The sequence below is a fragment of the Enterococcus spodopteracolus genome (genome assembly GCF_030441955.1).
Classification (GTDB): domain Bacteria; phylum Bacillota; class Bacilli; order Lactobacillales; family Enterococcaceae; genus Enterococcus_B; species Enterococcus_B spodopteracolus.
On sequence record NZ_JARJHD010000001.1, the window covers coordinates 424,440 to 445,996 of the forward strand.

Annotated in this window: 19 protein-coding genes and 1 other annotated feature; of the genes, 17 read left to right on the forward strand and 2 right to left on the reverse strand. The window is 39.6% G+C overall.

What is annotated here, in order from left to right:
- Positions 1-40: 40 nt before the first annotated feature.
- The gene (gene rnhC / locus P3R27_RS02005; RefSeq protein WP_034687524.1) at positions 41-955 is read right to left on the reverse strand and encodes a ribonuclease HIII; all 915 of its coding nucleotides are present in this window, start codon (positions 953-955) and stop codon (positions 41-43) included.
- Between the two features lie 205 nt (positions 956-1,160).
- On the opposite strand from rnhC, the gene zapA reads away from it, so the two are divergent.
- From zapA to P3R27_RS02045, 8 genes are all read left to right on the forward strand, one after another.
- Positions 1,161-1,595, forward strand: a complete 435-nt coding sequence (gene zapA / locus P3R27_RS02010; protein ID WP_034687522.1) for a cell division protein ZapA — start codon at positions 1,161-1,163, stop codon at positions 1,593-1,595.
- 29 nt (positions 1,596-1,624) lie between these two features.
- A complete protein-coding gene (locus P3R27_RS02015; RefSeq protein ID WP_010734833.1) occupies positions 1,625-2,173 on the forward strand; it encodes a CvpA family protein in 549 nt (182 codons plus the stop codon).
- A gap of 109 nt (positions 2,174-2,282) precedes the next feature.
- Positions 2,283-4,643 carry an endonuclease MutS2 gene (locus P3R27_RS02020; RefSeq protein WP_271526029.1) on the forward strand — a complete coding sequence of 787 codons (2,361 nt, stop codon included), beginning with the start codon at positions 2,283-2,285 and terminating at the stop codon, positions 4,641-4,643.
- An 85-nt stretch (positions 4,644-4,728) separates the two neighbouring features.
- A complete protein-coding gene (trxA, locus tag P3R27_RS02025; RefSeq protein WP_010734835.1) occupies positions 4,729-5,043 on the forward strand; it encodes a thioredoxin in 315 nt (104 codons plus the stop codon).
- A 266-nt stretch (positions 5,044-5,309) separates the two neighbouring features.
- On the forward strand, positions 5,310-7,088 hold the full coding sequence (uvrC, locus tag P3R27_RS02030) for an excinuclease ABC subunit UvrC (protein WP_126134243.1): 1,779 nt from the start codon (positions 5,310-5,312) through the stop codon (positions 7,086-7,088).
- Positions 7,089-7,231: 143 nt separating this feature from the next.
- Positions 7,232-8,131, forward strand: coding sequence for an ABC transporter ATP-binding protein (locus P3R27_RS02035; protein ID WP_034687515.1), 900 nt, complete (start codon positions 7,232-7,234; stop codon positions 8,129-8,131).
- A complete protein-coding gene (locus P3R27_RS02040; protein ID WP_010734838.1) occupies positions 8,124-9,386 on the forward strand; it encodes an ABC transporter permease in 1,263 nt (420 codons plus the stop codon). Before P3R27_RS02035 ends, P3R27_RS02040 begins: the two co-directional genes overlap by 8 nt.
- 253 nt (positions 9,387-9,639) lie before the next feature.
- Complete coding sequence (locus tag P3R27_RS02045; RefSeq protein ID WP_034687513.1) at positions 9,640-11,538, forward strand: fructose-bisphosphatase class III; 1,899 nt, start codon at positions 9,640-9,642, stop codon at positions 11,536-11,538.
- 96 nt (positions 11,539-11,634) lie between these two features.
- Here the strand turns inward: P3R27_RS02045 and P3R27_RS02050 are convergent, their stop codons facing one another.
- Positions 11,635-12,354 (reverse strand): gamma-glutamyl-gamma-aminobutyrate hydrolase family protein, encoded by a 720-nt coding sequence (locus P3R27_RS02050; protein WP_284592153.1) that lies wholly within the window; start codon positions 12,352-12,354, stop codon positions 11,635-11,637.
- Between the two features lie 218 nt (positions 12,355-12,572).
- Positions 12,573-12,620: a sequence feature (sodium ion sensor (DUF1646 type); this cis-regulatory element may regulate processes involved in with the transportation of sodium ions), on the forward strand.
- A 108-nt stretch (positions 12,621-12,728) separates the two neighbouring features.
- Between P3R27_RS02050 and P3R27_RS02055 the strand changes: the two genes are divergently transcribed.
- From P3R27_RS02055 to P3R27_RS02095, 9 genes are read left to right on the forward strand one after another with little or no spacing between them, the layout of a single operon-like run.
- A complete protein-coding gene (locus P3R27_RS02055; RefSeq protein ID WP_034687508.1) occupies positions 12,729-13,052 on the forward strand; it encodes a hypothetical protein in 324 nt (107 codons plus the stop codon).
- Positions 13,039-15,033 (forward strand): V-type ATP synthase subunit I, encoded by a 1,995-nt coding sequence (locus P3R27_RS02060; protein ID WP_034687506.1) that lies wholly within the window; start codon positions 13,039-13,041, stop codon positions 15,031-15,033. The genes P3R27_RS02055 and P3R27_RS02060 overlap by 14 nt, the downstream gene beginning before the upstream one ends.
- 23 nt (positions 15,034-15,056) lie before the next feature.
- Entirely contained in the window at positions 15,057-15,527 is a 471-nt protein-coding gene (locus tag P3R27_RS02065) for a V-type ATP synthase subunit K (protein WP_010734843.1), read from the forward strand.
- A 16-nt stretch (positions 15,528-15,543) separates the two neighbouring features.
- Entirely contained in the window at positions 15,544-16,128 is a 585-nt protein-coding gene (locus tag P3R27_RS02070; protein WP_126134242.1) for a V-type ATP synthase subunit E, read from the forward strand.
- Between the two features lie 14 nt (positions 16,129-16,142).
- The gene (locus P3R27_RS02075) at positions 16,143-17,129 is read left to right on the forward strand and encodes a V-type ATPase subunit (RefSeq protein WP_034687500.1); all 987 of its coding nucleotides are present in this window, start codon (positions 16,143-16,145) and stop codon (positions 17,127-17,129) included.
- Entirely contained in the window at positions 17,119-17,430 is a 312-nt protein-coding gene (locus tag P3R27_RS02080) for a V-type ATP synthase subunit F (protein ID WP_034687498.1), read from the forward strand. The genes P3R27_RS02075 and P3R27_RS02080 overlap by 11 nt, the downstream gene beginning before the upstream one ends.
- A 20-nt stretch (positions 17,431-17,450) precedes the next feature.
- Complete coding sequence (locus tag P3R27_RS02085; RefSeq protein ID WP_126134241.1) at positions 17,451-19,232, forward strand: V-type ATP synthase subunit A; 1,782 nt, start codon at positions 17,451-17,453, stop codon at positions 19,230-19,232.
- Complete coding sequence (locus P3R27_RS02090) at positions 19,225-20,601, forward strand: V-type ATP synthase subunit B (protein ID WP_301356788.1); 1,377 nt, start codon at positions 19,225-19,227, stop codon at positions 20,599-20,601. Before P3R27_RS02085 ends, P3R27_RS02090 begins: the two co-directional genes overlap by 8 nt.
- A 7-nt stretch (positions 20,602-20,608) precedes the next feature.
- Positions 20,609-21,244, forward strand: coding sequence for a V-type ATP synthase subunit D (locus P3R27_RS02095; protein WP_104871768.1), 636 nt, complete (start codon positions 20,609-20,611; stop codon positions 21,242-21,244).
- Positions 21,245-21,557: the final 313 nt, after the last annotated feature.

Sequence of the window (21,557 nt, forward strand, 5' to 3'; positions counted from 1 at the left end):
ATCGAACTTAAAGAAAAGTGGAACAAGCTAAAACGGATAGTTAGTTGACTAATTTTTTGGCTTTTTCTGTGTTCGCAAAATGCAATTTTGCATAGTTTGCTAACAAAGCTTCGCCCCCTTTTTTTAAAATCGTTGCAGCGACTTGGTCGGATTTTGTACCTGCACCAGAAGGCAGCGTGAGACCAAGTTCAGCAGATTCTTTGTCCAACTCTTCTAAAAAGCTTGCGCGACTAATGATCGAAGCGGCAGCAACAGCTAAATGATATTGTTCACCTTTGGTAACAAAGTAGAGTTTTTCGGTGAGTTGATTTTTTTCTAAACGAGCGTATTTTTTAAAGTTGGCTTCCGGTGTGAACTGGTCGATCAAAATAGCATCCGGCTTGACTGGTGCTATTTTTTGTAACAATAAGTGGATAGCTTGATTGTGTAAAGCGACCTTCATTCTCACTGCATTATAAGTAGGTTGGATCTCATTGTATTTTTTTGGTGGCAAAACCAGTAATTGATATGGGATCGTGTTCTTTAATACTTTGGCTAATTGAATGATATGTCCATCTTTTAATTCTTTTGAATCTTTGACGCCTAACGTGCGTAATTCTTTCAATTGTGTTTGATCGACATAGGCAGCACAAACAGTCAGTGGGCCAAAGTAACTACCGTTGCCGACTTCGTCACTCCCTAAAACAGATAGTGTTTGTAGATCTTTGGGTAAGGAAGAAGAATTAGTTTGTGTCGAATTTTTTGCTGCAAGTGGGTTTCCCCATTTCGCTGCTTCTTGTTCGGCGCCGGTGCCTTGAAACATCACTTTTCCAGAAGTATAGGCAGTGATCGTTGTGCCATTTTTTTTTGCTGAAAAAAGAGTATATGGAATCGGTTTTTGTACTAGAAATGGACGATACGCCTCTTTCATCTTACTTATTTGATTTTTCGTTACTTTTAAGATAATGTTACTCATGTTTTCCTCCTGTTGCGATCCAGTCGCAAGAAAACTTGTATTTGACTAGATCCAGCTAATTTGAAATCAATGCACACATAGCATTTTTGCAAAGTTTATCATATAATAGTAAAGTATTTATAATGAAGTTTTTCGTGTACGGTTAATTGCTTAACTATATGGTACACTAGTTAATATTTTTGGCAATAGGAGGAGACAGATTCATATGGCACATGAAAAAACACGCTATAAAGCGGTGATTGCGGATCAAACGTATACTATTATCGGGCAAGAATCAAAACAGCATATGGATATGGTCACAAAATTAATCAATGAACAATTAGCTGAACTGAAAGAATTGTCCCCTCAATTAGGCAATGAACAAGCAGCTATTTTATTAGCAGTCAATGCATTTTCCGATCAATTGAAAAGACAGGAAAAAAATTTGAATTTAATAAAAGAAGTCACAGAACTGAAACAAAAAATGGTGAGATTCACAGAAATGGAAAATCGGATCAAACGAATCGAAGCAATTGAAAATGAAGCACGAGCAGTATTGAAAGAAAATGGAAGTGACCATGAAATCAAAAATCATGTGGAAGCACAGCAGATTCTAAATGAAAAACGAAAAGGTCAAATCAAACAAAGATCTTCGAATTGATACTATTATAGAAGAGAAAGGAAGAATGTATGCTTAGTCTTTTGATTTTATTTATTTTGCTGATTGCATTTTTTTCTGGAGCCAGTCGTGGTTTTGCGCTACAGGGAATTTATCTAGTTGGCTATTTTGTCTCATTTCTAGCAGCACAAACCTATTACAAAACATTAGCCAATCATCTGCAATTATATATTCCTTATCCTGCGGTAACAGCCAATTCTAACTTAGTTTTTTTTGATCAAGCTTTTTCATTTAAACTAGATGAAGCATTTTATGCAGGGGTGGCTTTCTTGATCATTTTATTTGTTGGTTGGCTAGTCACACGATTCATTGGGGTATTCGCTCATGGGTTGACGTTTATTCCTGTACTAAAGCAATTAGACTGGGTGGCTGGCGGGGTTTTATCCGTGATCATCACCTATATTTCGTTGGTTCTAGTTTTACGTTTACTGACATTTATTCCGGTGGGATTTATCCAAAACCAATTTAGTGGCAATAATCTTGCAACTTTTATGGTTGAACGAACACCTATTTTAGCAAATAAAATATATGATCTATGGGTGACACAAGTGATTAACTAAGTAAGAGATGATTTCTTGTCAATGACAGAGGCTATGAAGATGTTGGTTAGTCTTGAAGACTGCTTAGCCATCTATCGGCCTCTTTTTTAGTGAAAGTAAGGTGAAAAAAATGAACAAACGCATTCTAGAAACATTAGAGTTTGAAAAAGTAAAACTACAAGTACGACAGTTTGTGATCACAGCACAAGGGCAAGAAGAATTAGCCCAGCTTGTGCCAGTGAATGAAGCAGAGACGATCAGATATTGGTTGGAAGAAACAGAAGATGGTCTAAAAGTCCAACGATTGCGTGGCGGTATCCCAATCCCCAAATTAGAGAATATCCGTCCGCATATGAAACGCATCGAAATCGGTGCTGACCTTAATGGGGTCGAGCTAGCACAAGTTTCTCGTGTCTTATCAACTACTAGTGAGTTGCGACGTTTTATTGATGATTTAGCAGATAGCGAGATTGAGTTTGAGCGTCTTTATTTTTGGACAGATCAATTAGTCGCTATCCCATCCTTGAGTCGTCGTTTGAAAGAAGCAATCGACGATGATGGACGAGTGACGGATGATGCCTCTCCAGAGTTGAAGACGATCCGCCATAATATCCGTAGAAGTGAACAAGCAGTCAGAGAACAATTAGATGGGATCGTTCGTGGGAAAAATGCCAAATACCTAAGCGATGCCATCATTACGATGAGAAACGACCGCTATGTTATTCCAGTAAAACAAGAATATCGTGGTTTGTTTGGTGGAGTCGTCCATGATCAAAGTTCTTCGGGACAAACACTATTCGTTGAACCAAAACAAGTCGTGGAGTTGAACAATCGCTTGCGTCAATATCAAATTGCTGAACGCAATGAGATCCAACGTATTCTAAGTGAGTTGTCGGCGGAGTTGGTTCCTCATCGTCAAGAAATCATCCACAATGCGTATGTCATTGGAAAAATGGACTTGATGAATGCGAAAGCACGCTTTGGGAAAGAACTAAAGGCAATCGTACCGACGATCAGTACAGAAAATATCGTTGATTTGAAGCAAGCCAGACACCCATTGATCGATCAAGAAAAAGTCGTGCCAAATGATATTTCGATTGGAGAAAACTATCAGGCAATCGTCATTACTGGACCAAATACTGGTGGGAAAACCATCACGTTGAAAACATTGGGCTTATTGCAATTGATGGGGCAAGCAGGGTTACCGATCCCGGCGGATGAAGAAAGTCAGATCGGGATCTTTGAAGATATTTTTGCTGATATCGGAGATGAACAATCGATTGAACAAAGTTTATCGACCTTCTCCTCACATATGACAAATACCGTGGATATCCTTTCCAAAGTCAATGAAAAAAGCTTAGTTTTATTTGACGAATTAGGTGCGGGGACTGATCCTCAAGAAGGAGCAGCGCTAGCAATTGCTATTTTAGATGATCTAGGAAAGAAATCTGCCTATGTGATGGCAACAACACATTATCCTGAATTGAAAGTCTATGGTTACAATCGCTCGAATACCATCAATGCGAGTATGGAGTTCAACGTTGACACCCTTAGCCCCACTTATCGCTTGTTGATCGGCGTGCCAGGTAGAAGTAATGCCTTTGAGATTTCAAGTCGTTTAGGATTAGACAACCAAGTCATTGATGAAGCCAAGCAATTGATGAACGATGAAAGTCAAGACTTGAATGAAATGATCACTGATTTAGAGAATCGTCGAAAAATGGCAGAAACAGAATATTTAGAGATGCGTCATTATGTCGATGAAGCGCAACGTCTGTACAATGATTTAAAAGAAGCATATAGCTACTTCTTTGAAGAGCGCGAACAAGAAATGGCGAAAGCCAAACAAAAAGCCAATGCACTTGTCTCTGAAGCAGAAGAAAAGGCAGAAAAAATCATCGCAGATATTCGCAATTTACAAAAACAAGTGGGGCAAGGTACGGTCAAAGAGCATCAATTGATCGATGCCAAATCACAGTTAGCCAACTTGCATCAAGAAGAACAATTAAAGAAAAATAAAGTCTTGAAAAAAGCGAAAGAACAGAAAACATTGAAACCAGGTGACGAAGTACTCGTGACGACTTATGGGCAACGTGGAACATTGTTGCGCAAAAATGGTAACCAATGGCAAGTGGAAATCGGTATCTTGAAGATGAACGTTTCGGAAAGTGAATTGACACCGATCGCTCCTCAAAAAGAACCACAACAACGAGTGATCCATACGGTTCGCTCAGATGCTCATTCCACCGTCTCCAACCAGCTTGATCTTCGAGGGAAACGTTATGAAGAAGCATTAAATGAAGTCGATCTATATTTAGATGCGGCAATTTTGGCTGGCTACCCTCAAGTGACGATCGTTCATGGAAAAGGCACAGGCGCCCTAAGAACTGGGATTACCGATTATTTAAAAAATCATCGTAGTGTCAAGAGCTTCGATTTTGCTCCTGGAAATCAAGGGGGTAATGGTGCGACAATTGTTAAATTTAAATAAAGCTTACTAAAGGTAAGCAAATAGCTCGAATGTAGGTACCAATAGTGCTATACTTAGAGTAGACTAATAAATGGAGGTCTTTGATATGGCTCAAGTAATTACAGATGCAACATTCAACGAAGAAACAGATAAAGGGTTAGTTTTAATCGACTTTTGGGCAACTTGGTGTGGACCTTGTCGAATGCAAGCGCCAATTTTAGACCAGTTAGAAGAAGAATATGACGAAGACGAATTCAGAATCGTGAAGATGGATGTTGATGAAAATCCTGAAACACCACAACAATTTGGGATCATGAGTATTCCAACATTACTTTTGAAAAAAGACGGCGAAGTAGTAGAAAAAGCAATCGGTGTTCAATCAAAAGATCAATTACGTCAAATGATTGCCCAACACTTATAAGATTAAGTAATTAACACATCAGACTGAGACAACAATCATATGGATTGCTGTCTCGGTTTTTTTGCGACTAATGAAGTCATGAAACTGTATAGAGAAGTGGTACAAAACAGTCACAGATGAAGAGAATAGTATCTATTTTTGGAGACAAGATACTTAAAAATTTATACAATAAACCGCGCAAACTTTTTCTTATGTCTCTTCGCTTGATACTTCTATCTCAACCTCTGTTATAATAGCGATATCAGAAATATAAAGGAGCAGTCACCATGAATGAACGAATAAAAAATAAACTTGCATTACTTCCTGATCAGCCTGGCTGCTATTTGATGAAAGACAAAAACGGCACGATCATTTATGTAGGAAAAGCCAAAGTCTTGAAAAATCGTGTGCGTTCCTATTTTACTGGAAGTCATAACACGAAAACGGAGCGATTAGTCAGTGAGATCGAGGACTTTGAATACATTGTGACAGAATCCAACATTGAAGCATTACTGCTAGAAATCAATCTGATCAAAAAGAATGATCCAAAATACAATATTATGTTAAAGGATGATAAAACTTATCCTTTTTTAAAAATCACGAATGAAAAATATCCTCGTTTGGTGATCACTCGTAAAGTATTAAAAGACAAAGCCTTTTATTTTGGGCCTTACCCGGATGTTGGGGCTGCGAATGAAACAAAAAAGATTTTAGATCGTTTATTCCCTTTACGAAAGTGTAAACCAACTCAGACAAAAGAACCTTGTCTTTATTACCATTTAGGTCAATGCTTATGTCCCTACTATTTTGATGTAGATCCAGCGGAATATACAAGTATCGTGAATGAAGTCAAACGCTTTTTGAATGGTGGTCATGAGACGATCGAAGCGGAGATCAAAGAGAAAATGGCTAATGCTGCAGAAAATATGGAATTTGAAAAAGCAGCAGAGTATCGTGATCAAATCAGAGCCATTGAAACGATCATGACAAGACAAAAAATGACAAACACTGATTTGATTGATCGAGATGTGTTTGGTTATGCCATTGATAAAGGCTGGATGTGTGTCCAAGTATTCTTTGTACGTCAAGGAAAGCTGATCGAACGAGATGTATCGATCATTCCTTTTTATAATGAAGCAGAAGAAGATTTCTTAACCTATATCGGACAGTTTTATCAAGAAAATGAACATTTCATTCCAAAAGAAGTGGTGATCCCTGATACGATTGACCAACCGAGTGTTGAGGCGTTGTTAGCGACGAAGGTCATCCAGCCAAAACGTGGTGAGAAGAAAAAGTTAGTGGAACTGGCCAATAAAAATGCAAGGGTGGCATTGAACGAACGATTTGATTTGATCGTTAGGAAACAAGAACGAACAATCGGAGCGATCGAGCGCCTTGGTAATGCGATGAACATTCCAGCACCCATCCGGATCGAGTCTTTTGATAACTCTAATATCATGGGAACCGATCCCGTAGCGGCGATGGTGGTATTCATCGATGGAAAACCAGCAAAAAAAGAATACCGTAAATACAAAATCAAAACGGTCGTTGGACCGGACGACTATGCTTCGATGAGAGAAGTCATCTACCGCCGCTATGCACGTGTGATACGAGAAGAACTGCCATTGCCTGATCTGATTTTAATCGATGGGGGGAAAGGGCAAGTCGATGTAGCGAAGGATGTATTAGAAAATCAATTAGGTATCGATATCCCCGTCGCTGGAATGGCTAAGAATGATAAGCATAAAACCAATGAGTTGTTATTTGGGAATGAATTAAAAGTGGTTCCGCTCGAACGAAATTCACCAGAATTCTTTTTATTGCAACGTATCCAAGACGAAGTACATCGCTTTGCAATAACGTTTCATCGTCAGTTACGTAGTAAAAATAGTTTTGCGTCGCGCTTAGATGAAATTGAAGGATTAGGACCAAAACGAAAAAAAATGTTGTTGAAAGAGTTCAAATCGTTAAAAAACATCACCGCTGCGTCAATTGAGGAGTTACAAGAAATTGGTCTACCAAAAAATGTCGCACAAAATGTTTTCGATAAACTGCATAAAAATTGAACTGAGGGCGCTTTACAAAACCTGTAAAGTGTCCTATCATTTTCATATGTACAATAAAAAACAATAACATAAGTTCTTATGTATAAGTTATTTTCATATCGTACAGTAAAGGATCGAGGAATTTAGGATGAAGGAGTGAGAAAATGCTAGAAGTAAAGGATTTGGTTAAGACATTTGGCAGTTATACAGCTGTTGATCATGTTTCTTTTCAAATACCTGATGGGAAAATCATGGGATTGATTGGGCAAAACGGTGCAGGAAAAACAACGACTTTTCGTTTGATTTTAGATTTTTTGACGCAAGATCAAGGAGAAGTACTATGGAACGGCCATCATTTGAGTGAAAAAGATTATGATATCATTGGGTATTTACCTGAAGAACGAGGGCTTTATCCCAAGGTATCGATTCAAGAACAGTTGATCTATTTTGCTGCATTACGGGGAAAAACAAAAAAAGAAATTGAACCTAAGATCGATTTTTGGATGGAAAAATTTCAAGTAAAAGGAAAAAAAACAGATAAAGTTAAGTCCTTGTCAAAAGGAAATCAACAAAAGGTACAACTGATTGCAACACTGATCCATGAACCTAAGTTGATTATTCTAGATGAACCTTTTAGTGGATTGGATCCAGTGAATGCTGAGCTACTCAAAGATGGAATCATCGAACTGAAGAAAAACGGCTCATGTGTCATTTTTTCTAGTCACAACATGGATAATGTTGAAAAGATTTGTGACCACTTGATCATGCTTCGAAATGGTAAGATGGTACTAAATGGGAAAGTCCACGAGATTCGAGAAGCATTTGGACGAACAAAGCTATTTTTGGAGTCTGGATTGTCACAACAAGAAATAGAGGGAATTGCTGGGGTCAATAAAGTGATCCTTCGGGAGGATCAATCATTGGAAATCACGTTGGATCATCCAGATGTAGGAAAAGAGATCTTTACCCGTGCAACACAATTTGGCTATATTCCAATGTTCAATCAACAACCGCCTACTTTAGAAGAAATCTTCAAGATGAAAGCAGGTGAGCTACATGGGTAAATTTTGGATCATCACGAAAGATGTCTATTTGAAAAATGTCAAATCGATTTCTTTTATTATTATGATATTAGTCCCGTTTGTCTTGATGGGTGTGATTTATTTAGCAGGTAATTTTGCTCAACAAAACAGTGAAACAGATAAAATCGGCGTGATTGCTGAAGACCAACAAATCACTGATTATTTGAGTCAATCCGATATGGGGGATTTCCACTTTGAAGCTTTTTCATCGGAGGATGAAGCCAAAAGTAAGTTATCTGACGAAAAGATCGATGCATACATGGTAGTCACGACAGATAATGGAGAAGTATCTGGAGAATTATTTAGTGAAAACTCATTAGGCCAAGCAACACAACTGTTGATCCAACAGCAGTTGACTGGTTTACAGTCGATGATGCGGGCAAGTAGCTTAGGAATTTCTCCTGAAGAAGTGGCTGCATTAAGTCAACCGGCTGGATTTTCACGACAAAAAGTTAGTTTTGACGCAAATGGTGAAATGACGATAGGAGAAGATAACTCAGCTGTTCAATATGCAGTCAGTTATGTCGCAACGATCATTCTATTCATCATCATCTTGACGTATGCACAGATCATCGCTCAAGAGATTGCTTCAGAAAAAGGGACAAGAATCATGGAAGTGATCTTGTCTAGTACCACTGCACAAAAACATTTTTATGGAAAACTAACAGGAGTTCTGCTAGTGGCAGTCACTCAAATGGCTTTATACGGTATCATTTTTGCTGTAGGATTCAACCAGTTCAAAGATATGGAAATCGTTAAAAGTGTACTGGATGGGATTTCTTTGGATAGTATTTTCGGGCCATTCTTATGGTATTCTTTACTATTTATGTTCTTTGGGATTTTGATCTACGCCGTGTTAGCTGCCTTATGTGGCTCACTGGTCAACAAAGCCGAAGATACAGCAAAAGCGATTTTACCAGTGACGTACCTTTCTTTAGGTGGTTATATGTTAGGATTGATCCTTGGTGCATCTGATCCGAATAATATCGTGATCCGCATCACTTCATACATTCCATTCCTATCTTCATATATCATGCCGATCCGCTTGGCAAATGAAACGGTTGAAATAAGTGGCGTTTTGATTTCTTTGATCGTCCTAGTGATCATCACATTCGTATTGATGTTCATGTCCGCAAATATGTACAAATCAAACGTGCTTGTTTACAGTGAAGGTGGTATTTGGACGTCATTGAAACAATCGATTTCAATCATGAGAAATGAACGCAAAAAGAAATAAATGTTGAAGTTGTAACAGAAATGTTCAACAATGAGAAATAAGCCGAGACACTCGAAAATTGTTCTTCAACTTTCGGGTGTCTCGGCTTATTTTCGTAAGAGCTGCTTTTAGACGTATACCTAGAGCGCTTTTGTTTGATTCAAAAAATTCACGATTTTATATGTACCTATTTTTTATTTATCAAAGTAATTTTGTTGTAAATATCCATTATGTATCCTATAATTTTAGGTATACCAATTTTGGAGGCGTTTGGATGGATCAATATTTAGAATTATTGTCAGAAAAATTCCCAACAAAAGAAGAAGTCATTACGGAGATCATCAACTTAGAAGCAATCCTACAACTACCAAAAGGAACCGAATTATTTTTAAGTGATATCCATGGAGAGTTTCCAGCATTTGATCATATATTGAGAAATGGTTCAGGGAATCTACGAGAGAAAATCAAAGATTTATTTCGAGAATGTTTAAGTGAAGAAGAGATGAAACGATTAACGATTTTTGTTGCATATCCGGAATACGCATTAGCGACTGACTGGTACAAAAAACAAGACAAAACAACGTTGATCCATCAATTGATCGAGTTACTGCGATTCACTTCTGTTAAGTATACGAGATCAAAAGTAAGAAAAGCCTTACCTAAAGAATATAGTTATATCATTGAGGAATTATTGTATGTCGATGATCGTGTGCAAGGGAAAAAATCTTATGTGAGTAAAATCGTTGATCAGTTGCTTGAGATGAATGAAGAAGAGCGCTTTTTAAAAAAGTTAGCGCAGACGATTCAACGAATGGTAATCGATCATGTCCACGTGGTCGGAGACATCTTTGATCGGGGGACACAAGCCGCCAAAGTGATGGACCGCTTGATGGAGATCCATTCAATCGATATCCAATGGGGCAATCATGATATTTTATGGCTGGGAGCATATTGTGGCTCGGAAACTTGTTTGTTGACCTTATTGCGTATCGCTGCGCGGTATAATTATTTATTCGAGTTGGAAAAAGAGTACGCGTTGAATCTGCGTTCCCTTTGTTCGTTTGCGACAGAAACTTATCAGACAAACCCTTTGTTTACACCTAAGAATAGCCAAGACGCAACGGAACGCGAGAGAGAAGAGATGGAGAAAATCCATCAAGCGCTTGTGATCATGCAATTCAAACTAGAATCGCAATTGCTGAAACGACGACCAGAATTTGAGATGGCGGAACGGGATATGTTAGCGAATATCGATTATGAAAAAAATGAGTTATTTCTGGATGGTCAAAAGTATACGATCCATCACCCATGTTTCCAGACGATTTCTGCGCAGGAACCGGATCGTTTAACGGCAGACGAACGACGAGTGATCGATATGTTGCTGTATTCTTTTCAACATTCACTCCGGATGCAAAAACATATGGATTTCCTTTTAGAAAAAGGTAGGATGTATCTCGTCACGAACCAAAGTATCTTATTTCATGGCTGTATGCCAGTAGATGAACATGGTGAGTTTCTAAGTTTTAAACTTGGGAGTGAGACGTATCAAGGGAAACAATTGATGGCATTTTTTGAAGAACAGATTCGTGAAAGTGCTAAATCACTGAAGAAAAAAGAAGACTTAGCGACTGATTTGATTTGGTATGCATGGAGTGGACCTTACTCGCCGTTGTTTGGTAAAAGTAAGATGGCTACGTTTGAGCGTTATTATTTAGCAGAAAAAGAAACGCATGTGGAAGTCAGCAATGCTTACTATCGATTACGAGACAAAGAATGGTTAAGTCAAAAAGTGAGGCGTGAGTTCGGTGTACCTGTTTATGGTTCAGTGATCATCAATGGACATACACCAGTCAAAGTGAAAAAAGGGGAGTCACCAATCAAAGCGGACGGAACAGTTTTCGTGATTGACGGTGGTTTATCAAAGGCCTATCAAAGAACAACAGGTATTGCAGGGTATTCGTTGCTATGCAACTCTTATGGCTTTCAAATTGTGACCCACTACCCATTTTTAGGCATCGAGGAACAATTTGAAACAGCCAATGGCTTGGCAGAAGTTAAAAAGGTCATTGATCAACAGTTGCCACGAAAATTAAATCGTGATACGACAAAAGGGAGCGAATTGCAGCGACAAATCCAGCAATTGAAACAGCTGCTTGAGTATCGTAGAAGGTAACTGCTGGTTGATGTGCCTTGCATAAAATGAATGAAAGCCCGTCTAGCCGAAACAACATGTTCCTGCTAGACGGGCTTTTCATTTCGTTTGTAACAATCATAACGATTGTACAAAATAATCAAATAATTTTTGATCGAGTGGATTTTTTTGATGAATAAGCTCAGGATGCCATTGAACACCCAGTATTCGTTGGTCGGATCCTTTACTTTCAACAGCTTCCACCAATCCATCAGGAGAATACGCTGTTGCTTTTAGTGTGGGAGCAAGATCTCTGATTGCTTGGTGATGATAAGAATTTACAAAATAAGAAGTAGGTAATACTTCGTGGAGTATACTATCTGGTTCGACTGTGATTTCATGCGTAGCAAATTGTGGGGGGGTTGGTTGTTGTTCATGTTTCACTGACCAATTTGGATATAACGTAAGGTCTTGGTAAAGATTCCCTCCTAACGTTACATTCAATAATTGCATCCCACGACACACAGCTAAGATCGGTTTATTTTGTTTTAATGCTTCATTGATCAACGCCTGTTCAAATAGATCCCGATTCAGGTTTGTTTCTGTCAATTTAGGGTGAGGCGCTTCATTGTAGAGCGAAGGACTGATATCCTGACCACCAGCAAGGAGTAGCTTATCGACGAGCTGAATGTAGTCACGAGCGCTTTCTGTGGAAGAAATAGGGAAAAGCAAAGGCAAGCCCCCTGCTTGCTGTACCGCATCAACAAAACCTTGCGGGGTGTAAGTGACTTGATTTCCTTGAAATGTTTCTGTAGCCCGCAGTAATTGATTGGCCGCGATACCAATTTTTTGATGCATACGATTTCCTCCATTCATAAACTATTTCTATTTTAGCAATAGTTTAAAAAAAATTAAAATATTTGTTTTGGAAAACGTACGTAATTATATAATAGGTAGAATGTTTATCTAAAGTTGCTCATTTACTGTCAGTTGTGAACTTTCTGAAAGGAAAAAGGGATCTGTTAGTTGAAATTTTATCTGAATTTGTTATACTTATAAGTAAGAAATATATAAATGGTTGGGCGCAAGCTTCAAGGATCTAGTTCTTCAAGGGGTGAGAAGAACATTTTTTTGAAAGTGCCTAGATTATCTGAAGTTATTTTTAGAGGGACATACTTTCAATGAAAAAAGAAAGGATGTCCCTCTTTTTTTAGAGAAAGGAAGTGGGGAATATGCTAGAAGCCTTGGAAAAAATCAAACAAGCTGAAAAAGAAAATGAACAAGCGATGAAAAAGCTTCAGCAAGAGTTAAAAGATTATAAAGAAGCAAAAGATGTCGAATTGGATCAATTTCGTGCAAGTCAAAAACAACATTTGGAACAGTTGTTTGAAGAAAAAAAACGAGCGGAAAAGCAAAAAGCTATTGCTGAAAAAAATAAATTGAACGAAGATGCTAGACGATTGCAATCCATCGTAAAAGAACAATATGAGAAGCAACGTCAGCAAGCAGTTGACGCGATCATTGAAAGGGTGAAAGAAACCTATGGCCGTCACTAAGATGGAAAAAGTGACTCTTATTTCCGATAAACAAAATCAGGATGCCTTATTACAAGCAATCCAAGGTATCCAAAATGTAGAGATTCGCGATCTTTTTCAAGAAACGACAAATAATCAATGGGTGGATACTTATTTTCCTAAGGCAGCGATTTTCGAAAAAGAACCGATCGTCAATGCGCTTACTAGTCGGATCATGCAAACAAGAGAAGCTGTTCAATTCATTGATCATCATGGGGACAAACAACAAAAGAAACAACACCTCAAACGAAGAGAAGTGACCTTGCAGGAACTAGAAGCAAATTATTCGGAAGAAGATTTTACGAAGCGTTTAACTGAAATATTAGACTTAAAGAAACAATGGGAAACATTGGCAGAACAACGAGAACAACTGTCAGAGCAGGAAGACTGGTTGACACATTGGGCAAATCTGGATTTTATGCCGCAAAGCTTTAGTAGTCACCAAACAACAGTTGAGATGGGAACGATCAGTGTTGCTAATGCGACAGAATTTAGAGAAGCATTAGCAAAAGTTCCAGAGGTCTATGTGGAAGAAGTCAGTGAAACAGATCACTTCGTTTACTTGACTTACGTGGTGCTCAAAAATTCAGCATCTATTGTCGATGAGATTGCTACTCGTTATGGTTTTGTCAAAGAAGCATATCCTTATGAGCAAACGCCAAAAGAACAGCTACAGAAAATCAAGCAAGAGTTGCAAGCTTGTTACGAAGCACAAAAACAATTAGCAATCAAAATCGGTCGCTGTAGCAGTTACATCCAAGAATTGGAATGGGCAGAAGAAATCCTATTGGCAATGGCAGAACGAGAAGCAGTGAAGGATCGGTTTGTCATGGCGCCTTACCTGATCGTTCTCCAAGGATGGGTCGGCGAGGACGAAAAGCAAGAATTGATCCAGCAGGTAGAAAATACGTTGTCTGCTGATGAAGTCTTTCTTAGCTTTGAAGCGCCCACCGAAGAAGAGATCGATCAAGAAGTACCAACGAAATTGAAGAACCATCCAATAGTGGCACCTTTTGAAATGCTGACGGAAATGTATAGTTTACCTAAGTATCATGAAATTGATCCGACACCATGGATGACGCCATTTTATCTTGTCTTTTTCGGGATGATGGTGGCTGATATTGGTTATGGTTTACTCATGCTTATAGGCGCAATCATTGCGCGAAAATTGTTGGTATTGCCTCGAGGAATGCAGCGATTTGCTAAGTTTTTCGAAATCTTAGCGATTCCGTCAATCATCTGGGGATTTATTTATAGTTCCTTCTTTGGACAAGCGTTACCGACCGAAGTATTAGGTATCCACTTACCCTTCCCATTGTTGTCTACAACAGATGATGTCAATACGATTTTAGTCTTGTCTGTCATTTTTGGGCTTATCCAAATCTTAGTCGGATTGTTTCTTGCAGCGAAAGAGCATATCAAGCGCAAAGATTACGTGGATGCGATCAATGATGGATTTGCCTGGCAAGGGATTTTAGTGGGAGTCGTCCTTATATTGCTTGGTAGTATGATTCTTAAAAACCCGATTTTTGTTTATCTAGGTGCAGGATTAGCGATTTTATCAGCGCTATGTATTTTGGTCATTCCGATTTTCCAATCTTCATCTAAAGCCAAAGGTGCTGCAAAAGGAGCCTATAATTTGTATGGTTTGACTGGTTATATCGGTGATCTAGTGAGTTATACACGATTGATGGCTTTGGGGATCTCTGGTGGGAGTATCGGCGCTGCCTTCAATATGTTGGTTGCTTTCATGCCGCCAGCCGCACGTTTTAGTGTCGGGATCTTATTGATCATCGCTTTACATGCATTGAATATGTTCTTGACCTTGCTTAGTGCCTACGTGCATGGCGCGAGATTACAATATGTCGAATTTTTCGGCAAGTTTTATTCCGGAGGCGGACGGGCCTTCGATCCACTGAAAACAGCGGAAAAATATGTCAATATCAATCATAAGAAAAAGTAAAAAAATTGGAGGAATTTTAAAAAATGATGGATTACTTAATTGCTCAAAATGGTGGAATGGTGTTTGCGGTATTAGCGATGGCAACGGCCACGATCTTTTCAGGGATCGGATCAGCGAAAGGTGTGGGGATGACCGGTGAAGCCGCAGCTGCATTGACGACAAGTCAACCGGAGAAATTCGGACAAGCGTTGATTTTACAATTACTTCCCGGAACACAGGGACTTTATGGATTCGTAATCGCCTTCTTGATCTTTATCAATTTAAATGCAGATATGTCGGTTGTGCAAGGGCTGAATTTTTTAGGCGCATCTTTACCAATCGCCTTTACAGGTTTGTTTTCTGGGATTGCTCAGGGGAAAGTATCTGCTGCAGGTATCCAGATCTTAGCGAAAAAACCAGAACACGCAACTAAAGGAATTATCTTTGCCGCAATGGTTGAAACTTATGCAATCTTAGGCTTCGTTATTTCTTTCTTATTAGTATTGAATGCTTAAACAAGGAGGAAAAACAATGAACGCCATTGATAATATCATTCGTCAAATGAATGAAACAGCTGAAGCAGAACGAGCGGCGTTTGAAAAAGCAGAACGTGAAAAAATCGATCAGCAGTTCAAAATCGAGCGTGCGCGTTTAGAAGCAGACAATGAAAAGCAAAAATCGAAAGAGCTTGAAGAAATCGAAAAGAGTTACCGTCAATTAAGAAATCGCCAACAGGTGGAAGTGCGTCAAGCAACACTCAATGAAAAACAAGAATTTTTACATCGTTTGTTTGCTGAAGCACGTCAAGAATTAGAAAATTGGCCAGGAGAAGATCAACTTGCCATCATGTTCAAAATGGTACAGAATTTATCCTTATCTGGTGATGTTACTTTATTAGCCGGAGAAAAATCTGCTGCCATTTTAACTAATGAAGTAGTGACAAAGTGGAATCAACAGTTACCTTTTACCTTGCATCTAAGCGATCGAAGGATTGCCAAAGAAGCAGGATTTTTGATTGATGACCAAGGTGTACAATACAACTTGGTCTATAGTGATCTAGTACAAGAAGTGCAAGAACAAATGCGCTTTGAAATTGCGAAACAACTATTCGAGTAAGGAGGGATCGATGAATGGATTATCATGAATTAAATCCCTTGATTCGTGGAAGAGAATTAGAACTTTTATCAAAAGAAGACTTTGATCGCATGATCCAGGCGAAATCATTAGACGCATTAGGCGAAATGTTAAAGACAACGATTTATCATCCTTATATCTACGAAGGTTTTGAACGGGACTTTGAGGAAAATCTGTTGGCTGAATCGGGCAAACTATTTACCTGGTTGAAAGAGTCGGCGCCAGAACCTGAAGTCGTTTGGATCTATACGATGCGTTATACGTTCCATAATTTAAAAGTCCTGACAAAAGCTGAGATGACGGGCAAAAATCTGGATCACCTGTACCGTAACGATGGTTTTTATTCATGCGAAGCGTTAAAGCAAGCAATCCATACACAAGCCTCTACAGAATTGCCTTCGCAGTTGATGGATAGTATTCGTGAAGTCCATGAATATTGCGAAGAATCCTCTGTGTTACAAGGAATCGATGTTATCTATGATCGCTATTTCTTGACAGAGCAACGCCGTCTTGGAGAGAAACTTGGGTATCCGGAATTACTGGAAGAAATCATTGCGTTTATTGATTTGACTAATATCACGACGATGGCACGCGGTATCTTGCAACAACGATCCAGCGGATTTATGACCGCAGTACTTTCAAGTTCTGGCAGTATCCCGAAAGAAACGTTTTTGAGTTTCGTCAAAAGCGAGTTGGATACCTATTTGAACTTTCTGCAAACAACAGATTATCGTCAATTGATCGAACCTGCGATCCATGAAGGAGAACTAGATTTTGTTCGATTAGAACAAATCAAAGACGATTACTTATCTTCGCTGTATGAAGCCGCACAAACGCAGGCTTTTGGCCCGTTGCCTTTACTTGCTTTCTTGAATGCAAAAGAAATTGAGAGTAAAAATCTTCGGTTATTAGTGATCGGTAAGAAAAATCACTTTGACAATGAAACAATCAGAGAAAGGGTGAGACAAGTCTATGACGCATAAAATCGGTGTCGTTGGCGACAAAGATTCTGTTTTACCATTTAAGTTATTTGGGTTTGATGTGCACTATGCGACAGAGCCACAAGAAGTGAGGCGCGCAATCGAACAAATGGCAAAAAGCGCCTATGGAGTGATCTATGTCACAGAACAATCGGCGACGATGACACCTGAGACGATTGAACGTTACAAAGAATCGATGACGCCAGCAATTGTCCTAATCCCTAGCCATCAAGGAACGATGGGGATCGGCGTAGCAGAAATCCAAAAGAGTGTGGAAAAAGCAGTTGGACAAAATATCTTATAGAATGTAAAGGAGATAGTGCATTGCAAATTGGAAAAATCATAAAAGTCTCCGGCCCTCTCGTGATGGCAAAAAATATGTCAGATGCAAGTATCCAAGATATGTGCTTAGTGGGAGAGCTAGGAGTCATCGGTGAAATCATTGAGATGCGCGGAGATGTCGCATCGATACAAGTATACGAAGAAACTTCAGGGATCGGTCCTGGTGAGCCCGTTCGTTCAACAGGTGAAGCGTTATCTGTTGAGTTAGCACCTGGGATCATTTCACAAATGTTTGATGGGATCCAACGGCCATTGGATACGTTCATGGAGATCACGCAAAGCAACTTTTTAAGTCGTGGTGTCCAATTACCAGCGTTAGACCATGAAAAAAAATGGTGGTTTGAAGCAACTGCTGAAGTCGGGCAAGAAGTCAGTACTGGAGATGTTCTAGGTGTGGTGGATGAAACAAAGATCATCCGACACAAAATCATGGTACCTCATGGTGTCAAAGGAAAAATCAAAAAAATCGAAGCGGGATCATTTACGATCGATGAAGTGGTTTGTGTCATCGAAACAGAAGATGATTTGCGAGAATTGACGATGTTGCAAAAATGGCCTGTTAGACGTAGTCGTCCGATCAAAGCAAAATTGAATCCGGACGCGCCAATGATCACGGGGCAACGTGTTATCGATACCTTTTTCCCAGTGACAAAAGGCGGAGCTGCCGCTGTACCTGGCCCTTTTGGAGCTGGTAAAACAGTTGTCCAGCACCAAATTGCTAAATGGGCAGATGTCGATATGGTCGTTTATGTTGGTTGTGGTGAACGTGGTAATGAGATGACGGACGTATTGAATGAGTTTCCAGAATTGATTGATCCTAATACAGGTGAATCATTGATGGAACGTACCGTATTAATTGCCAATACATCAAATATGCCAGTAGCCGCACGGGAAGCATCAATCTATACAGGGATCACTATTGCGGAATATTTCCGAGATATGGGGTATGATGTGGCGATTATGGCAGATTCGACCTCTCGTTGGGCAGAGGCATTGCGAGAAATGAGTGGACGTTTAGAAGAAATGCCTGGTGATGAAGGCTATCCTGCATATTTAGGTTCTCGTTTAGCAGAATACTATGAACGTTCAGGACGTGTCATTGCTTTAGGTAGTGACGAACGTGAAGGAAGCATTACAGCGATCAGTGCGGTCTCACCATCTGGTGGAGATGTTTCTGAACCAGTGACTCAAAATACGTTGCGTGTTGTGAAAGTATTCTGGGGATTAGATTCCAGTCTGGCGCAGAAGCGTCATTTTCCATCCATCAATTGGATTCAAAGCTATTCTCTTTATTCGTCAGAAGTAGGACGTTATATGGATCAGATCCTACAAGAGAATTGGGCAGAGATGGTGGCAGAAGGAATGCGTATCTTGCAACAAGAAGAGCAATTGAATGAAATCGTGCGTCTTGTTGGTGTCGATTCCCTTTCAGATAATGATCGCTTGACGCTTGAAGTAGCAAAATCCATTCGTGAAGATTACTTACAACAAAATGCGTTTGATGAGGTGGATACATTTACTTCTAGAGAAAAACAATTCAAGATGTTGAAATTGATCCTATCTTTTGGTGAAGAAGCACGCCAGGCGATTTCATTAGGTGCTTATCTCAGTGAGATCATGAAAGGAACTGTGGGATTGAGAGAACGAATCGGTCGTAGTAAATTCGTGCCAGAAACAGAATTAGAGAAATTAGATGAAATCCAAGCGAATATCAAACCAACGATCCAAGCAATCGTTTCAGAAGGAGGAATGACCGATGATTAAAGAATATCGAACAATTGGTGAAGTGGTCGGTCCTTTGATGGCGGTCGAGAAAGTCGCTGGGGTGAAATATGAAGAATTGATCGAAGTTCGTATGCAAAATGGCGAGATTCGTCGTGGACAAGTACTTGAAGTACAAGAAGACAAAGCGATGGTCCAAATTTTTGAAGGAACTAGTGGGATCAATCTTAGAGATTCAACGGTCCGCTTTTTAGGGCATCCATTAGAGTTGGGGGTTTCTGAAGACATGATCGGTCGCGTATTTGACGGATTAGGTCGTCCAAAAGACAATGGGCCAGAAATCCTACCAGAAAAATACTTGGACATCAATGGAGAAGTGATCAACCCGGTGGCTCGTGATTATCCTGATGAGTTTATCCAAACAGGTATCTCAGCAATCGATCACCTGAACACTTTGGTCAGAGGACAAAAATTGCCGGTATTTTCCGGCTCTGGTTTGCCACACAAAGAATTAGCTGCTCAAATTGCGAGACAAGCGACGGTATTAGACTCTTCTGATGATTTTGCAGTTGTTTTTGCTGCCATAGGAATCACCTTTGAAGAAGCAGAATTCTTTATGAAAGACTTCCGTCAGACGGGAGCAATCGATCGTTCGGTGATGTTCATGAACTTAGCAAATGACCCAGCCATCGAACGAATCGCAACGCCTCGTATGGCATTGACCGCGGCTGAATATCTCGCCTATGAAAAAGGGATGCACGTGTTAGTCATCATGACAGATATGACTAACTACGCCGAAGCATTACGAGAAATCTCTGCTGCCCGTCGTGAAGTGCCTGGTCGTCGTGGCTATCCAGGGTATCTTTATACGAATTTAGCAACTTTATATGAACGTGCTGGTCGAATTCGAGGATTAAAGGGTTCTGTGACACAAATCCCGATCTTGACCATGCCAGAAGATGATAAGACACATCCGATCCCTGATTTGACTGGCTATATCACAGAAGGACAAATCATTTTGACGAGGGAATTGTATAAGAGCGGCATCCAACCACCGATCGATGTCCTACCTTCGCTTTCACGTTTGAAAGATAAAGGGACAGGTGAAGGGAAAACTAGAAAAGATCATGCAGCGACGATGAACCAATTATTTGCGGCGTATGCCCAAGGCAAACAAGCAAAAGAATTAGCTGTTGTCTTAGGGGAATCGGCGTTGTCAGACGTGGACAAAATCTATGCTAAGTTTGCGGAACGTTTTGAAAAAGAATATGTCAATCAAGGTTTTTATACCAACCGCTCGATCACTGAAACGCTGGATCTAGGATGGGAACTTTTAGCCATGCTTCCACGAACAGAATTAAAACGGATCAAAGACGATCTGCTTGACCAGTACCTGCCAGAAGGGGAGTGAGTGTCTGATGGTTCGATTAAATGTTAATCCGACACGAATGGAATTGACACGACTCAAAAAACAATTGACAACTGCAACAAGAGGACACAAATTGTTGAAGGATAAGCAGGATGAATTGATGCGTCAATTCATCCTACTGATCCGTAAGAACAATGAACTGCGCCAAATAGTGGAAAAAGAAATGACAGCAGCTATGAGCGATTTTGTCCTTGCGAAAGCTTCATTACCTGAAGCCTTCATTGATGAATTGTTTGTACTACCGGCTGAAAATGTCGAGTTAGCTGTTATCGAAAAAAACATCATGAGCGTCAAAGTACCGATCATGAATTTTGAATATGACGAACAGCTAGGCGAAGCACCGGTGGATTATGGCTATTTGAATTCCAATGCAGAATTAGACCGTTCGATCGATCGTTTTACCTCATTTCTGCCTAAACTCCTTGAGTTGACAGAGATCGAAAAAACCTGTCAACTCATGGCCGGTGAGATCGAAAAAACACGGCGCAGAGTGAATGCGTTAGAGTACATGACGATCCCACAACTAGAAGAAACGATCTATTATATCAAGATGAAGTTAGAAGAAAATGAACGTGCGGAAGTGACTCGCTTGATCAAAGTGAAAAATATGGGGAACGCTGATTAGCTAAGCCATCCGAGCAAATTAGTCACGTTGTTCGTTCATTCGAGCTACAGTTCTAAGCTCCGAAGAATAGGCCATAAATGTCGTAAATTATCTTTAACTAATTTCGGACGTTTATGGCTTCTTATCAGGAGTTTTTTCTTTTTGTAGAACTTATTTGAGCGTTTCTATTGTTTGTTCAAAAGCATGTGTATCAAACGAACAGGTATAAAGGAGGAAAAAGACTCAAATTCTTTGCTGGAAGAAGAAAAACAGGGTAAGATAAGGGATGAAAAGAGAGCGAGCGTTTGGCGGACTTACTTTTACATCCGTGAGA

What these genes read in the sequence shown, in the direction of transcription:
- rnhC (WP_034687524.1), bottom strand. Translation starts at nt 955, where the DNA reads ATGAGTAACATTATCTTAAAAGTAACGAAAAATCAAATAAGTAAGATG.
- zapA (WP_034687522.1), top strand. Translation starts at nt 1,161, where the DNA reads ATGGCACATGAAAAAACACGCTATAAAGCGGTGATTGCGGATCAAACG.
- P3R27_RS02015 (WP_010734833.1), top strand. Translation starts at nt 1,625, where the DNA reads ATGCTTAGTCTTTTGATTTTATTTATTTTGCTGATTGCATTTTTTTCT.
- P3R27_RS02020 (WP_271526029.1), top strand. Translation starts at nt 2,283, where the DNA reads ATGAACAAACGCATTCTAGAAACATTAGAGTTTGAAAAAGTAAAACTA.
- trxA (WP_010734835.1), top strand. Translation starts at nt 4,729, where the DNA reads ATGGCTCAAGTAATTACAGATGCAACATTCAACGAAGAAACAGATAAA.
- uvrC (WP_126134243.1), top strand. Translation starts at nt 5,310, where the DNA reads ATGAATGAACGAATAAAAAATAAACTTGCATTACTTCCTGATCAGCCT.
- P3R27_RS02035 (WP_034687515.1), top strand. Translation starts at nt 7,232, where the DNA reads ATGCTAGAAGTAAAGGATTTGGTTAAGACATTTGGCAGTTATACAGCT.
- P3R27_RS02040 (WP_010734838.1), top strand. Translation starts at nt 8,124, where the DNA reads ATGGGTAAATTTTGGATCATCACGAAAGATGTCTATTTGAAAAATGTC.
- P3R27_RS02045 (WP_034687513.1), top strand. Translation starts at nt 9,640, where the DNA reads ATGGATCAATATTTAGAATTATTGTCAGAAAAATTCCCAACAAAAGAA.
- P3R27_RS02050 (WP_284592153.1), bottom strand. Translation starts at nt 12,354, where the DNA reads ATGCATCAAAAAATTGGTATCGCGGCCAATCAATTACTGCGGGCTACA.
- P3R27_RS02055 (WP_034687508.1), top strand. Translation starts at nt 12,729, where the DNA reads ATGCTAGAAGCCTTGGAAAAAATCAAACAAGCTGAAAAAGAAAATGAA.
- P3R27_RS02060 (WP_034687506.1), top strand. Translation starts at nt 13,039, where the DNA reads ATGGCCGTCACTAAGATGGAAAAAGTGACTCTTATTTCCGATAAACAA.
- P3R27_RS02065 (WP_010734843.1), top strand. Translation starts at nt 15,057, where the DNA reads ATGATGGATTACTTAATTGCTCAAAATGGTGGAATGGTGTTTGCGGTA.
- P3R27_RS02070 (WP_126134242.1), top strand. Translation starts at nt 15,544, where the DNA reads ATGAACGCCATTGATAATATCATTCGTCAAATGAATGAAACAGCTGAA.
- P3R27_RS02075 (WP_034687500.1), top strand. Translation starts at nt 16,143, where the DNA reads ATGGATTATCATGAATTAAATCCCTTGATTCGTGGAAGAGAATTAGAA.
- P3R27_RS02080 (WP_034687498.1), top strand. Translation starts at nt 17,119, where the DNA reads ATGACGCATAAAATCGGTGTCGTTGGCGACAAAGATTCTGTTTTACCA.
- P3R27_RS02090 (WP_301356788.1), top strand. Translation starts at nt 19,225, where the DNA reads ATGATTAAAGAATATCGAACAATTGGTGAAGTGGTCGGTCCTTTGATG.
- P3R27_RS02095 (WP_104871768.1), top strand. Translation starts at nt 20,609, where the DNA reads ATGGTTCGATTAAATGTTAATCCGACACGAATGGAATTGACACGACTC.